This is a genomic window from Paracoccus sp. SJTW-4 (assembly GCF_047716885.1).
Lineage (GTDB): Bacteria > Pseudomonadota > Alphaproteobacteria > Rhodobacterales > Rhodobacteraceae > Paracoccus > Paracoccus solventivorans.
This window is the reverse complement of sequence record NZ_CP136681.1, coordinates 1,930,156-1,945,464: the sequence shown is the minus strand read 5'-3', so window position 1 is coordinate 1,945,464 and position 15,309 is coordinate 1,930,156. Positions and strand designations below refer to the sequence as shown.

Genomic DNA, 15,309 nt, shown 5'->3' with positions numbered 1-15,309 from the left:
AGGGGCGCCGGATGCGGGCAAGGCCGACTCATAAGAACGAGGACTCCAATCTGCCGGTGGCAATGGTGCAGGTCGCGGGCAGCCGCAACCTGACCGAGACCGAGGTCGAGCTGAACTGGTCGCGCCTGCCGTCGGTGCAGGTGGACCGGGCGGTCCTGCGCGAACAGCAGCTGTATTCCGACAGCGGCACCGGCGGCGATCCGGCCGACGCCTTCGACCTGCTGCGCACTGAGCTGTTGCAGGCCGCGCACAACCACGGGCTGACCCGCATCGCCGTGACCAGCGCGCATCGCGGCGCCGGGGTGACCCATGTCGCGGCCAATCTGGCGGTCGCCATCGCGCGGCGCAAAAGCGCGCGGGTGGTGCTGGCCGATCTGGACCTTGCCCGCCCCGATCTTTCCGCCCGCTTCGGAATCAAGGCGCCGGGGCCGCTGCCGCCGGTGCTGCTGGGCGAGGTGGCGCCGATGGTGCAGCCGCTGCGGGTGGCGGGCAACCTGGCGCTGGTCCTGAACGAACAGCGCGTGGCGGCCCCGGCCAGCATCCTTGGCGAACACAGCGCGCGCGAGGCGCTGGACGACCTGGAACGGATGCTGCAGCCCGACATCATGCTGATCGACCTGCCGCCGCTGATCGAGGGCGATGCGGCGCTGTCGATCCTGCCGGCGATGGACGGCATCCTGCTGGTCGCCGACGGAACCACGACCACCCGGCGCGACCTGCAGCAATGCGAACGCGCGCTCGAGGGAAAGACGCGGCTGGTGGGGCTGGTGCTCAACCGGGCCGAGGACACCACGCGGCGCTGGTGGCGCCGCCACAGACGGGACTGATCGCCATGCTGCATATCGTGCAGACCCCGGCCGAGGCTGTTTCGGCGCTGTGGCGGCACCGCTGGCTGGCCGGCGGGGTGCTGGTCGCCGGTTCGGCGATCTCGTTGCAGGTGGCGCTGATGCAGCCGCGCAGCTTTGAAAGCTCGGCGCTGATCCAGATCGACAATCTGCAGTCGGTGAACCCCGAGGGCGATGCGCGCACCAGCCTGGCCAGCTCGGCCTGGCTCGAGCAGATCGAGGCGCGGCTGATGCGGCGCGACCACCTGCTGCAGATCCTGGACGATTACGGGCTGTTTTCCGACCTGCCGGCCACCGACAGCGAAAAGGTGGCGCTGCTGCGGCAGACGCTGCGGATCGTGCCGGTCAGCCAGCGCGCGCCCGTCTACGGGGTCGAGCCGGCGATGGGGCTGTTGCAGGTGACCGCGCAGGCCGATTCGGCCGAGCTGGCGGCGACGCTGGCCAATGACCTGGCCGCGCAGCTGGTGGCGCTGAACGCCGAGATCGTCGAGCAGCGGGTGCAGGAAACCGCCGCCTTCTACATCCACGAGGAAACCCGGCTGGAGCAGCAGATCGCCGACGTGGACGCGCGGATCTCGGACTATCGCAGGCGCAATTTCGACGTGCTGCCCACCGGGCTGCACAACCGCACCGAAGAGCTGTTGCAGCTGGGCGTCTCGATCCGCGAGATCGACGCCGAGCTGGTGGGGCTGCGCCGCAAGCAGGCCGCGACGGACGACCGCGGCTCGGCGCTGGAACGGCAGGCGGCGGAAGAGCTGCAGCGGCAGATCTCGGTGCTCGAGACCCAGCGCGAGGCCCTGCAGGCGCGGGTCGCGGAAATCGAGGACACCGCCCGGCAAAGCGTCACCGCCGAGGCCGAGCTGGCGGCGCTGGACCGCGAACGCGACACGCTGCGCGAGCAGCTGGTGGGGGTGGCGAATCGCCGGGTGGCGGCGGAAAGCCAGCAGCGCCGCGACAGCTCGATGGTGTCGGATTCGTTCACCCTGCTGGAAAAGGCGGTGCCGCCGGATTACCCGATGTCGTCGCAGCGCAAGAAGATCGCGCTGGGCGGCGGGATGCTGTCGGTGCTGGCGGCCCTTGCCCTGACCCTGCTGATGGAGATGCGCCGCCCGATCATCCGCACCGCCGCGCAGATGGAGCGGATCACCGGCCTGCGCCCGGTGATCGACCTGCCCGACACGAAACAGAAAAACACGCGGCGCTGAGGCTCGCGGGTCCGGGATCGACGCAGGACCAAAGATGCCCGCCGCGAGGGAGAGGCGAAGGACCGGCGGCTAGCAGCCGGTCCCGCGCAGGACCACCCGCACGGTCTTGAACAGCAGCGCGACATCGCCGCTCAGCGTCAGGCTGGCATCATAGGCATCGTCGAACCGCGCCCGGTCGGCAAAGGCCGAAAGATGCCGCGCGCTGACCTGCCAGGGGCCGGTCAGCCCCGGCCGTAGCCGGTAATAGGCGTTCGAGGGGTACAGCTTCTGCTGGTCCAACATCATCGGCCGCGGTCCGACCAGGCTCATGTCCCCGGCCAGCACGTTCCACAGCTGCGGCAGCTCGTCCAGTGAGGTCTGGCGCAGGAACCGCCCCATCAGTGTGATGCGCGGGTCGTCGGTCAGCTTCTGGCTGCGGTCCCATTCCAGCCGCGCCGCCGGGTTGGCCGCCAGATAGCTTTCCAGCATTTCGTCGGCATTCGGCACCATGGTGCGCAATTTCCAGATGCGGAAGGCCGAACCGCCCTTTCCGACGCGCAGCTGGGAATAGAAGGGATTGGCCCGCTCGATGATCAGCATCACCAGCGCGATCAACCCTACGGTGAAAAACACGATCGGCAATGCTGCCAGAACGAGTGCAATATCCAGCGCGCGCTTTCCACCATGACGATAGATCGGCGCCTTGACCCGCTGGAGCTTCGGATCTGCTGCAAAATCGTTGATCCGTTCGATACTCATACCATTTGTCCCCGAAACATAGGCGACTCTCCAATACGTTACACGGCTCACACGGCGGGTTATTGCCGAGCCCTATACATGAACTTTCAACCTATTGCGCCCGGCAGACCCGCAGATCTACCGGAACGCGCTTGCAGATTGGCAAGTTATCGCTCGCGTTGCAATTTATACATAAAGGTAGTTGACTGGCCGCCGTTAACGATCATTAACACAAGGTTAATGAGTTTGCCACCACGATTCGTTCGCGGGTGCGGGCTGGTCGAATCTCCCCATGGTTGTGTAAATGATGTGTTGAGCGGTCTGGACCTCCGGTCTAGTCTCCGCCGTCGACGGGTATTTTGCCCGCCTCTGTGCAGCAGGGCTGTGTTTGATCGGCGCATGAACTCCAGACCTGACATCGACGGCCCGAGCGGGGCGGCTTTTCCCCGCGCGGCGGCGCCGCTGAACCCGGAGGCCGGCCTATGACCGCCGCGGCGCGGTTCTCGCCCGATGTGGTGGTGATCGGGGCGGGCATGGGTGGGGGGCTGGCCGGCCGCGCCCTGGCCGAGGCCGGGCTGTCGGTGCTGTTCCTGGAACGCGGTCCGACCCCGCCGCGGCTGGCGGTCAACGCCATGGCCGCCGAGCCTGGCAATGCCAGCGCGCGCGAGTTGCTGGGCTGCTGGCCCGCCCCCACCCGGGCGGTGATCGGTGGCGTCCCCAGCCTGCCCGTGGCCAACCAGGGGGTGGGGCCGGGGGGCACTTCGGCGTTTTACGGGGCGGCGCTGGAACGCCCCGCCCGCCGCGACCTGGAAACCGTGGGCGCCATGGCCCACCCCACCGGCGGCTGGCCGGTCGGGCATGACGAGTTCGCGCCGTGGTTCGACCGCGCCCAGCAGCTGCTGTATCTGAGCGGCACCTCTGACCCGCTGGGCGATCCGCCTGCCGTGCCGCTGCTGACGCCGCCGCCGCTGTCCCCCGCGCATGAGGCGCAGGTGGCGCAGCTGCGCCGCCGCGGGCTGCACCCCTATCGCACGCCGCTGGGCATCCGCTACCTGCCGGGCTGCCTGGAATGCATCGGCCATCGCTGCCCGCTGTCCTGCAAGATGGACGGCCGCTCTGCGGGGGTGGAACCGGCGCTGGCCACCGGCCGGGCCCAGCTGTGGGACCGCGCGGTGGTGCGCCGCCTGCTGGGCCGCGGCCGCCTGGTCGAGGGGGTCGAGGTCGAGGTCGGCGGTCGCCTGCGCATCGTGCGCGCGCCGGTGGTGGTGCTGGCGGCCGGGGCGATGTCCTCGCCGCGGCTGCTGCTGGCCTCGGCCAGCGAGGACTGGCCGCAGGGCTGCGCCAATGGCAGCGGGCTGGTCGGGCGCGGGCTGATGTTCCACCTGGACGAGATGTTCGCGTTGTGGGCGCCCCGCGGCCTGTCGCGGCAGGGCCCGCGCAAGACCTTTTCGCTGCGCGACTTCTACGACGGCGCCGGGGTTCCCGGCCTGGAACCGGCGGCGCCCGAGCGGCTGGGGCTGGTGCAGGCGCTGGGGGTGCGGGCGGAATACGGGCTGATCCTGGCGGCGCTGCGGGCGCGGCTGGAAAGCTCGGCGTTCCACCGGCTGCCGGGGCTGCGGCTGGCGCTGCATCTGCCGGCGGCGATGGCCGCGCGGCTGCTGGGCAGCGCCGATCTGTATGCCGCGATGATCGAGGACCTGCCCAGCGACGAGAACCGCGTCCTCTACGACCCCGACAACCCCGACGACCTGCTGTTCACCTATGATTTCCCGGCCGAGCTGCTGGCCCGCCGCCACCGCCTGCGCCGGCAACTGGTGCGCCGCTTCGGGCGCGGGCGGATCCTGTTCCTGAACCACCGGCCCGAGCCGAACCTGGCCCATGCCTGCGGCACGCTGCGGTTTTCCGACGACCCGGCGCGCGGGGTGCTGGACCGCGACTGCCGCGCGCATGAGCTGGACAATCTTTACGTGGCCGATGCCTCGTTCATGCCGACCTCGACCGGGGTGAACCCAAGCCTGACCATCGCCGCCAACGCCCTGCGCGTGGCCGGCATCATCGCGGCCAGCCGTTCCGCCAGCCGCAAGGGGGTGTCATGACCATCACCATGCCGGACCCGAGCAGAACCCCCGGCGAAGATGCCGAGACCGGGCTTTTCCCGGTGGCGGCTGTGTCCGCGGGCTGCCGCGTGGCCGGGCCGCCGGTCCCGGCGATGCGGATGGGGCGCCGCGGTGGGGTGGACTCCTGCGCCGGGCTGGCGCCGCATGGCGTGATCCTTGCAGTCCGGCGTCTCGCCCCCCTCGGCCGGCGCAGCCTGCCGGCCCTGCGCCGGCTGGACGGGGGCGGGCGATGATGCGGGACGCGGCCTCGAACCGGGACCCCGGCTCTCGCCCGCAGCGCCGGCTGGCGCGGCTGCTGCAAGGCGACGGGCTCGAGCAGCGGGCGCTGCGCGGGTCGCTGTGGACGGTCGTCGGCTTCGGCAGCTCGCAGGGGCTGCGGCTGGCGTCGAACCTGATCCTGACCCGGCTGCTGTTCCCCGAGATCTTCGGGGTGATGGCGCTGATCATGGTGGTGATCCAGGGGCTGAACAATTTCTCGGATGTCGGCGTTGGCCCGGCGATCATGCAAAGCCGCCGCGGCGACGACCGCGATTTCCTGAACACCGCCTTTACCATGCAGGCGGTGCGCGGGGTGATACTGTGGCTGGGCTGCGTGGTGCTGGCGGTGCCGGTGGCGCGGTTCTACGACACGCCCGAGCTGGCATGGTACCTGCCGGTTGCCGGGTTCGTCTCGGTCATCAACGGCCTGCTGACCACCCGGCTGGAAGAGGCCAACCGCCACCTGCAGCTGGGGCTGCTGACGCGGATCGAGCTGGCGTCCTCGGCCCTGTCCATCGTGCTGACGGTGACGCTGGCGGCGGTGATGCGCTCGGCCTGGGCGCTGGTGATCGGCATGGTGATCGGGGCGGCGATCAAGTGGCTGCTGGCCGAGCGGCTGCTGCCGGGAGAGCGCAACCGCTTCCGCTGGGACCGCAGCGCGGTGGCCGAGCTGGTCGGGTTCGGCAAATGGATCTTTCCCAGCACCATCGTCGGCTTTGGCATCGGCCAGGGCGACCGCGCGATCCTGGGCAAATACCTGACGCTGGACGAGCTGGGCATCTACAACATCGCCTATTTCCTGGCCAGCTTTCCGCTGCAGCTGGCGATCGCGGTGATCTGGCGGCTGATGATCCCGGTCTATCGCGAATATCATCAGGGTCCCTCGCCCATGCTGACCTACCGGCTGCGGCGCATCCACTGGGGGCTGACCGGCGGTTTCCTGGCGGTGCTGGTGACGATGGCGGCGCTGGGGCCGTGGATCGTGGCGCTGCTTTACGACCCGCGCTACGAATCCGCCGGGATGATGCTGCCGATGATCGCCTGCGCCACCATCCCGCAGATCGTGATGCTCAGCTACGACCAGGCGGCACTGGCGAACGCCGACAGCAAGCGGTTCCTGGTGGTGACCGCGGTGCGGGCGACGCTGTTCCTGTCGCTCTACTGGGTGGGGGTGCATTTTGCCGGGCTACCGGGGGCGCTGGCCGGGCAGGCGCTGGGGGCGATGCTGGCCTATCCGGCGGTGGTGTGGATCGCGCGGCGCCACCAGGTGTGGGACCCGCTGCATGACGCGGTGTTCCTGTCCGCGGGGGCGCTGGTGGCGCTGCTGGTGCTGTGGTTCTGACGGGCCGGGGGGGGGTGTGTTGCCCTTGGGGATCGTCGATGAAAACTCCGGGCGGCCGCGCTCAGCCCTCGCGGCGCTGGCGCCGTGCGGCCAGGTATTCCCCCGGCAGGATCGCCGCGCATTTCGCATAGCGCGGCCCCAGCCGCCGCGGGGCCGAGGCGGCGCGCCACAGCCATTCCAGCGCCAGCCCCCGCACCAGCGCCGGCGCCCGTGTCTGCGCCCCGGCGATGAAGTCGATGCCCGCGCCCACCGACAGGAACCCCATCGCCGGCAGCAGCTCGCGCCCGCGGGAGGCGAGGATTTCCTGCTTGGGCGCCCCGAGTGCAAGGAACGTCACCCGCGCCCCGGTCGCGCCCAGTTCCGCCAGCAGCGCCTCGGCCTGCGGCCCCCTGGGGTCGAACCCCATCGGCGGCGCGATCCGCGCCACCACCCGCAGCCCGGGGCAGAGCGCCTCCAGCCGGGCGGCGGCGTCGTCCAGCACCGCGGCGGTGCTGCCCAGCAGCGCGACCGGCGCGTCCTCGGCCGCCGCCAGCGCCGCCATCGGCAGCACCAGATCCGAGCCGGGGACCAGCGCGACCCGATGCCCCGCCGTGCGCGCCAGCCACACGATCGGGTTGCCGTCGGCCACGATCAGGTCCTGGGCCGCATAGGCCCGGCGGAAGCCGGCATCGCCGCGCAGCTTGACCAGGTGGTCCAGGTTGATCGTGGCCACCGCAAAGCCCCGCCCCTCGCGCAGCCGCTGCCGGATTTCCGCCAGCAGAGTCTCGCGATCCGGCATATTGACCGTTATGGTGATGTCCTCGTAACGGAACTTCATCGCGCCGGCCCGCCCGTTACGGCCAGCCGCAAGGCCCGCAGCAAGGAACCATCGCCCCGTGCCCAGCAGTCCCGTTGCATTCCTGGCCCTGGCGCTGTGGTTCCCGCTGACATTCGTGCTGTTCGCCCGTATGGCGCCGCTGCGGGCGCTGCTAGTTTCGGTTCTGGGCGGCTATCTGCTGCTGCCGCCGCTGGTTGCCTTCGACCTGCCACTTCTGCCGGCGCTGGACAAGCTGGCAATCCCGGCGATCGCCTCGTATCTCGCCGCCTGGACGATCCGGGGCGAGCGGGCGCCGCTGTTCGGCGCCGGGATCTGGGCGGCCCTGTGTCTGGCGCTGATCATCGGCGGCGGGGTCGGCACGGCGCTGACCAACGGGGATGCGCGCTTCGTCGGCGGCGGCGTGGTGCTGCCCGGCCTGTCGCTGCGCGACGGGCTGTCGATGGTCATCAACATCCTGCCGCCGCTGCTGATCTGGGCGCTGGGGGTGCGCTATGTCCGCAGCCCCCGCGACCTGCGCGAGCTGCTGGGGGCGCTGGTCGCGGCGATGCTGCTCTATGCGGTGCCGATGCTGGTCGAGGTGCGGATGTCCCCGCAACTGAACGTCTGGGTCTACGGGTATTTCCAGCACCAGTTCGACCAGATGGTCCGATTCGGGGGATACCGCCCCATCGTGTTCCTGGAACACGGCATCTGGGTGGCGCTGCTGACCTATATGGCCGCCCATGCCGCGGCGCTGCTGACCCGCCTGTCCGCACCCGAGCGCCGGCGCCGGCTGCTGGCGGCGCTGCTGGCGCTGCTGGTGATGGTGGTCCTGTGCCGGACGCTGGCGGCGTGGATCTATGCGCTGCTGTTCGTGCCGCTGGTGCTGGCGGCGCCGCCTTGGCTGATCGGGCGGGTGGCCGTGGCGATGGCGGCGGCGGTGTTCTGCTATCCGCTGCTGCGGCTTTACGGGCTGGTGCCGATCGACTGGATGCTGGAAATGGCGGGCAAGGTCAGCGTCGACCGCGCGAGCTCGCTGCAATATCGTTTCGACAACGAGTGGGTGCTGCTTGAGCATGTGCAGATGCGCCCGCTGTTCGGCTGGGGCGAATGGAACCGCAACCACGTCTTCGACGTGGACGGCAGCATCCTGACCGTCACCGACGGCGAATGGATCATCGTGATGAGCTCGCGCGGGGTGGTGGGCTTTGCCGGACGGTTCGGGCTGCTGGTGCTGGCGGTGCTGCGGGCGGCGCAGGCGGCGCGGCGGGCGGTAAATCAGGGCGCGGGCGGGCAGGCGTCGTTGCTTTTCGCCGGCACGGCGCTGATGCTGGCGGTGAACATGGTCGATCTGGTTCCCAACGCCACCATGACCCCGCTGACCTGGCTGCTGGCCGGGGCGCTGCTGGGGGCGGCGCAATCTGCGGGCGAGCTGGCCGAGGATCCGGCCGCATCCCCCGAGGATCCGCGCCCGGCCCGGACCCTGATCTGACCGCGCTGCGACAGGCTGTATAAATAGACAGAGTTTTTGTTCATATTGACTGCTGTATACCCGTTGCCGGATCTGGCGATATCTGACTGTGGTTGTGTTTAATGAGGGGCGATGCACGCATGGATATGCAGGACAGGCCCGGTTCGGGCGACATCGCGATCGTCGGGATGGCCGCGCATCTGCCCGGGGCGGCCTCAATCACCGAATACTGGGACAACCTGCGGCAGGGCGTCGAATCGATTCGCACCCTGACCGAGTCCGAGCTGCGCGAGGCCGGCGAAAGCCCGTCCCGGATGCGCCAGCCGAACTACGTCCCCGCTGCCGCGACGCTGGACCGCTTCGACCATTTCGACGCCGAGTTCTTCGGCCTGTCGCCGAAAGAGGCGGCGATCATGGACCCCCAGCATCGCCAGTTCCTGGAAACCGCGTGGGAGGCGATGGAGAATGCCGGCCACACGCCCGAAGGTCTGGGCCGCCCCATCGGCGTCTTTGCCGGCTGCGGCATGGGCAGCTATTTCTATTTCAACGTCTGTTCCCAGGACGAGCTGGTGCGCTCTACGGGCATGTTCCTGCTGCGCCATACCGGCAACGACAAGGATTTCCTGTCCACCCGGGTCAGCCATATCCTCGACCTGACCGGGCCCAGCATTTCGGTGCAGACGGCGTGCTCGACCTCGCTGGTGGCAATCCACATGGCCTGCCAGTCGATCCAGCGCGGCGAATGCGCCATGGCGCTGGCCGGCGGCGTCACCATCGAACTGCCCCACGGCCGCGGCTATCTGTATCAGGACGGCGAGGTGCTGTCCCCCGACGGGCATTGCCATGCCTTCGACCACCGCGGGCAGGGGACGGTGTTCGGGTCCGGCGCGGGCTGCGTGGTGCTGCGCCCGCTGGCCGATGCGCTGGCCGAGGGCGACCATATCTGGGCGGTGATCCGCGGCAGCGCCATCAACAACGACGGCGCGGCCAAGGCTGGCTATCTGGCGCCTTCGGTCGACGGGCAGGCGGCCGCGGTGGCGGCGGCGCATCGCGCGGCGGGCGTCAGCGCCGACAGCATCGGCTATGTCGAATGCCACGGCACCGGCACCTATCTGGGCGACCCGATCGAGATCGCCGCCCTGACCGAGGCTTTCGCCAAAACCGGCTCGGATGCCGCGCGCTGCCTGGTGGGCAGCGTCAAGACCAATATCGGCCATCTCGACACCGCCGCGGGGGTGGCCAGCGTCATCAAGGCGTCGCTGGCGCTGCATCACGGGGAAATCCCGCCCTCTCTGGGATATGAGGCGCCGAATCCCTCGATCGACTTTGAACATTCGCCCTTTGCAGTCTGCGACCGGCTGACGCCGTTCCCGCAGCAGGGCGCGCCGCGGCGGGCGGGGGTGAACAGCCTGGGCGTCGGCGGCACCAACGCGCATCTTGTGCTTGAAGAAGCGCCCGCGCGCGCCCCATCCGAGGAACCGGATTTCCCGTTCCAGCCGCTGGTGGTCTCGGCCCGCAGCAAGGCGGCGCTGGATCAGGCCACCGCAAGGCTGGCCGCGCATCTGCGCGCCCATCCCGAACAGAAGCTGGCCGATGTCGCCTTTACCCTGATGCAGGGGCGGCGCCAGTTCGACCATCGCCGCATCGTCGTCGCCAGCGACCACGACACCGCCGCCGCGCGGCTGGAATCGGGCGACCAGCGGCAGGTGTTCACCCACCAGCATCTGGGCAACCGCCCCGAGGTGGTGTTCATGTTCCCCGGCGGCGGCGCGCAATATGCGCAGATGGCGCGCGGGCTTTACGATACCGAGCCCGAGTTCCGCGAGTGGATGGACAAGGGCCTGTCGCATCTGGCCCCGATGCTGGATTACGACCCCCGCGCCGTCTGGCTGCCCGAGCCGGGGCAGGAAGCGGCGGCCGAGGCGGCGCTGACCAGGCCCTCGGTCCAGCTGCCGCTGATCGCGATCACCGAATATGCGCTGGCGAAGCTGTGGATGAGCTGGGGCGTGCAGCCCTCGGCGCTGATCGGGCATTCCATGGGCGAAAACGTCGCCGCCTGCATCGCCGGGGTGATGTCGTTTCAGGACTGCATCGGGCTGGTGCACCGGCGCGGGCAGCTGTTCGACAGCGTGCCGCCGGGGGGGATGCTGTCGGTGCCGCTGTCGGTCGATGCGGTGCGGCCGTATCTGAGCGATGATCTGGACATCGCCTCGGTCAACGCGCCCGAGCTTTGCGTGATTTCCGGCCCCGACGCGGCGCTGGACGCGCTGGCCGCACGGCTGGCGGCGGATGAGATCACCCCCCAGCGCATCCGCATCGACATCGCCGCACATTCCCGGATGCTCGAGCCGATCCTGGCCGATTTCGGCGCGCATCTGCGCGGGATGAAGCTGTCGGCGCCCAGGCTGCCGGTGATTTCCAACCGTACGGGCGAGGAACTGACCGCCGCGCAGGCCACCGACCCGGAGTATTGGGTCGCGCATCTGCGCAATACCGTGCATTTTGCCGACGGCATGGCGCAGCTGAGCCGCGACAAGGGGCGGGTCTATCTTGAGGTCGGGCCGGGGCGGACGCTCGCCTCGCTGGCCGTGGCCAACGGGGTGCCGGCGAACCAGTCGCTGGCAACGCTGCGCCACCCCGACCATCAGGTCGCCGATGACGAATGGTTCATCGCCACGCTGACCCGGCTGTGGGCGCTGGGGGTGGCAGTGGACTGGCCGCAGTTCTGGGGCGACGTGCCGCGGCAGCGGGTGGTGCTGCCGACCTATCCGTTCCAGCGCCAGCGCTATTTCATCGACCGCGCCGCGACTGTCGCGCGCGACGACACCGCCCGTTTCCCCGAACGGGTGGACGATGTGGCCGACTGGGGGTGGGAGCCTTACTGGCTGCGGCGCAGCGCCGAGATCGCGGTGGATGCACTGGATCGTGCGGAAAAACGCTGCTGGCTGTTCCTGTCGGACGGGCAGGGCTTGGGCGCCGCGGTGGCCGCGCCCCTGCGCGCCGCCGGGCATCGGGTGATCGAGGTGCTGGCCGGCGACAGCTTTGCCCGGCTGGATCAGGACCGCTATTGCATCTCGGCCGAGCGCGGGCGCGACGATTACGACCTGCTGCTGGGCGATCTGGTGGCGCAGGGGCTGGCCCCCGACCGGATCGCGCATTTCTGGCTGGCCGCGGATGACGGGTTTCGCCCGGGGTCGAGCCTGTTCCACCGCAATCTGGAACAGGGGTTCTACAGCCTGACCTTCCTTGCGCAGGCGATGGACGAGGCCGGGCTGCCTGCGCCATGGCACCTGACCGCGATCACCAGCGGCGCGGCGGCGCTGCCCCTGCGCGGGGGTGTTGGTGGCGCGGCCGGAGCCTCCGGCGGGGATATTTCGGGACAGAAGATCGAGCGGCTCGCCCACCCGGAAAAAGCCGCGATTGCCGGGCCGCTGGGGGTGATCCCGCGCGAATTCGCGGGCGCGAGCTGTTCCAGCCTGGATATCGACCCGGGGATGCCGCCGGCCGACACCGCCGCCGAGGTTCTGGCCGAGCTGCTGGCCCCGCCCGGCCGCCGCACCGCCGCCCTGCGCGCGGGCGTGCGCTATGAGCGTGACTGGCGCCCCCGGGCGCTGACCGTGCCCGAGGATGCGGCGCTGCCGCGGGGTGCGGTCTGCCTGATTACCGGTGCGTTCGGCGGCATTGGCCTGACCGTGGCGCGGCGGCTGTGGCGCGACCATGGCGCGCGGCTGGTGCTGCTGGGCCGCAGCGCCCTGCCGGAACGCGGCGAGTGGCCGGCGCTGATCCGGCAGGCGCCGCCCGGCGACCCGCTGGCAGCAAGGCTGCGCGCCGTCGAGGCGCTGGAGGCCGAGGGCGCTGAGGTGCTGACCCTCGCCGCCGACATCTGCAACGTCCAGGAGGTCGAGGCCGCCCGCGCCGCCGCCGAGGCAAGGTTCGGCCGCATCGACGCGGTGATCCATGCCGCCGGCGTGGTCGACGACGCGCCGATCCTGGCCAAGACCCCCGAATCCATCGAGCAGGTTCTGGCCCCCAAGCTGCATGGCACCATGGTGCTGGACAGCGTGTTCCCGGACGGCTCGGTCGGGCTGATCGTGGTGTTTTCGTCCTCGTCCACGGTGACGACGCCGCCCGGGCAGCTGGATTACGTCGCGGCCAACAGCTTCCTGAACGCCTGGGCGGAATCGCGCGCGGGCGGCGCCACGCGGGTGCTGGCGATCAACTGGGGGATCTGGGCCGATGTCGGCATGGCCGCCGCGGCACTGGCGCCGCCTGCGCCTGCCGCGCCGACGACGATCACCCAGCCCCTGCTGGCCGAGGCCGGGTTCGATCCCGACGGCCGGCGGCTGTTTTCGGGGGTGGTGGACCACCGCGACTGGATCATCGACGGGCACCGGCTGGCTTCGGGTCAGGCGCTGCTGCCCGGCACCGGCTATCTGGAGCTGCTGGCCGAGGCGCTGGCCGAGGTCGAGGCCCCGGGACCCCTGCGCATCACCGACCTGACCTTCCTGCGCCCGCTGCTGGTGGCGGATGGCGAGCAGGCGCGCATCCGCGTGCGGCTGACCCGCACGCAGGGCGGCTATGACGCCGAGATCCGCAACGCGGTGGCGGTGGACGGCAGCACCGGCTGGCTGCTGCACGCCGAGGCGCGGGTCGAGACTGCTGTCGCCGCGCCGCCCACGCTGGACCTTGCCGCGATCCGCGCCCGCTGCCCCCAGCCCGAGCGGGGCGAAGGGCTGGTGACCGATCAGGAACGCCACCTGCGCTTCGGCCCGCGCTGGCGGGTGCTGCAAAGCCGCGCCTTGGGCGCGGGTGAGGGCATCGCCGATCTGGCGCTGCCGCCGCGGTTCCGCGACACCGATGCGGCTTGGCTGCTGCACCCGGCGCTGCTGGACATCGCCACCGGCTGGGCGATGCGGCTGATCGAGGGCTATGACGACGCAAGGCTGTGGGTGCCGCTGAGCTATGGCGCGATCACCCTGACCGGGGCGCTGCCGGCGCAGATCGTCAGCCATATCCGCAACGCCGCCCCCAATCGCGACGGCGACGGGCTGGCGCGGCTCGACATCACCCTGGCCGACACCGACGGCAAGGTGGTGGCCGAGATCGCCGGCTTTACCCTGCGCCGGATCGAGGGGGCGCTGGACCTCTCCGCCACGCCCGACGCGCGCGAGATCGCCTTTGACGCCGCCGATGCGCCGCGCCAGATCGGCCCTGCCGAAGAGCAGCTGCGCCACAACCTGTCGCAGGGCATCCACGCCGACGAGGGGGCCGAGGCGTTCCTGCGCGCCATCGCCAGCGGCGCCGGGCAGCTGGTGGTCAGCTCGATCCCGCTGCCGGCGCTGATCGCGCAGGCCGATGCCGGCGCGGATGCGGCGAAACCCGGCGCCACCGAGTTCGAGCGCCCCGAGCTCGACAGCGAGTTCGTCGCCCCCCGCAACGATATCGAGCGCACCCTGGTCGGGTTTTGGAAGGACCTGCTGGGCGTCGGCAATCTGGGGGTCGAGGACAGTTTCTTCGACCTTGGCGGGCATTCGCTGATCGCGGTGCGGCTGTTTTCCATGATCCGCAAGACCTATGCGGTGGATTTCCCGATCTCGATCCTGTTCGAGGCCCCGACCATCGCCGCCTGCGCCGCGCTGATCGAGGCGCAGATCGGGCCGGCGGGCGATACCGCCGAGCCAGCGGCCGACAGCGCCCCGGCCGAGGTCACGCCGATGCGCCGCCACACCCATCTGGTCGCGATGCATCGCGGCGACGGCGGGCCGCGCACGCCGTTCTTCCTGGTGGCGGGGATGTTCGGCAACGTGCTGAACCTGCGCCATCTTGCGCAGCTGCTGGGCCATGAGCGGCCGTTCTACGGCCTGCAGGCGCGGGGGCTGTTCGGGGATGCGCCGCCGCATGAGGATTTCACTGACGCCGCCCGCGATTACATCGCGGAAATGCGGCAGGTGCAGCCGCATGGGCCCTATCTGGTCGGCGGATTCTCGGGCGGCGGGCTGATCGCCTGGGAAATCGCCCGCCAGCTTGAAGAGGCGGGCGAAACCGTCGCCGTCACCGTGCTGCTGGACACGCCGCTGCCGATGCGGCCGGTGCCGGGGCGGGTGGACAAGGCGCTGATCAAGCTGGCGCTGCTGCGCGAGGAAGGCCCCGCCTATCTGTCGCGCTGGGCCCGCGAACGTGCCGAATGGAAGCGCGCGCAGCGCAACCCCCGCGCGGTCGAGGATGCGCACCAGCTGCACAACTCGGCGATCGAGGCGGCGTTCTATGCGGCGCTGCCCCGCTTCGACATGGTGCGGCGTGACGGGCGGGTGGTGCTGCTGCGCCCGCCGCTGGACCGGCGCTTCAAGGTGTCGGGCGGGCGCTGGATCAGTGCGGCCAAGGAATATGTGATGGAAGACAACGGCCTGACCCCGCTTTCCCCCGCGCTCGAGGTGATCGAGGTGCCGGGCGACCACGACAGCATGGTGCTGGAACCCAACGTCCGGGTGCTCGCCTCGCATCTGCGGCGCATCCTGGCGCAGGCGGAAGCGGCGCCCATGCGCCAGGCGGCGGAGTGAT

At 70.2% G+C, this 15,309-nt stretch carries 9 protein-coding genes; 7 read left to right on the top strand and 2 right to left on the bottom strand.

The annotated features are described in order from the left end of the window. Positions 1-11 precede the first annotated feature (11 nt). Complete coding sequence (locus tag RSP45_RS09500; RefSeq protein WP_415391736.1) at positions 12-827, top strand: P-loop NTPase; 816 nt, start codon at positions 12-14, stop codon at positions 825-827. 5 nt (positions 828-832) lie between these two features. Beyond that, positions 833-2,050 carry a hypothetical protein gene (locus RSP45_RS09495; RefSeq protein ID WP_415391735.1) on the top strand — a complete coding sequence of 406 codons (1,218 nt, stop codon included), beginning with the start codon at positions 833-835 and terminating at the stop codon, positions 2,048-2,050. 69 nt (positions 2,051-2,119) lie between these two features. Here the strand turns inward: RSP45_RS09495 and RSP45_RS09490 are convergent, their stop codons facing one another. Continuing rightward, positions 2,120-2,788, bottom strand: coding sequence for a sugar transferase (locus RSP45_RS09490; RefSeq protein WP_073068366.1), 669 nt, complete (start codon positions 2,786-2,788; stop codon positions 2,120-2,122). Positions 2,789-3,249: 461 nt separating this feature from the next. On the opposite strand from RSP45_RS09490, the gene RSP45_RS09485 reads away from it, so the two are divergent. The 3 genes from RSP45_RS09485 to RSP45_RS09475 are packed head-to-tail and all read left to right on the top strand — an operon-like array spanning position 3,250 to position 6,484. Continuing rightward, positions 3,250-4,863 carry a GMC oxidoreductase gene (locus RSP45_RS09485; RefSeq protein ID WP_415391734.1) on the top strand — a complete coding sequence of 538 codons (1,614 nt, stop codon included), beginning with the start codon at positions 3,250-3,252 and terminating at the stop codon, positions 4,861-4,863. Beyond that, complete coding sequence (locus tag RSP45_RS09480) at positions 4,860-5,117, top strand: hypothetical protein (protein WP_415391733.1); 258 nt, start codon at positions 4,860-4,862, stop codon at positions 5,115-5,117. Before RSP45_RS09485 ends, RSP45_RS09480 begins: the two co-directional genes overlap by 4 nt. Further along, positions 5,114-6,484, top strand: coding sequence for an oligosaccharide flippase family protein (locus tag RSP45_RS09475; RefSeq protein ID WP_415391732.1), 1,371 nt, complete (start codon positions 5,114-5,116; stop codon positions 6,482-6,484). The genes RSP45_RS09480 and RSP45_RS09475 overlap by 4 nt, the downstream gene beginning before the upstream one ends. Before the next feature lie 61 nt (positions 6,485-6,545). Here RSP45_RS09475 and RSP45_RS09470 read toward each other — a convergent pair whose 3' ends face one another. Beyond that, positions 6,546-7,301 (bottom strand): WecB/TagA/CpsF family glycosyltransferase, encoded by a 756-nt coding sequence (locus RSP45_RS09470; RefSeq protein ID WP_415391731.1) that lies wholly within the window; start codon positions 7,299-7,301, stop codon positions 6,546-6,548. Positions 7,302-7,359: 58 nt separating this feature from the next. Here RSP45_RS09470 and RSP45_RS09465 point away from each other — a divergent pair, with 58 nt between their 5' ends. Continuing rightward, the gene (locus RSP45_RS09465) at positions 7,360-8,772 is read left to right on the top strand and encodes a hypothetical protein (protein WP_415391730.1); all 1,413 of its coding nucleotides are present in this window, start codon (positions 7,360-7,362) and stop codon (positions 8,770-8,772) included. 125 nt (positions 8,773-8,897) lie between these two features. After that, on the top strand, positions 8,898-15,308 hold the full coding sequence (locus RSP45_RS09460; protein ID WP_415391729.1) for a type I polyketide synthase: 6,411 nt from the start codon (positions 8,898-8,900) through the stop codon (positions 15,306-15,308). Position 15,309: the final 1 nt, after the last annotated feature.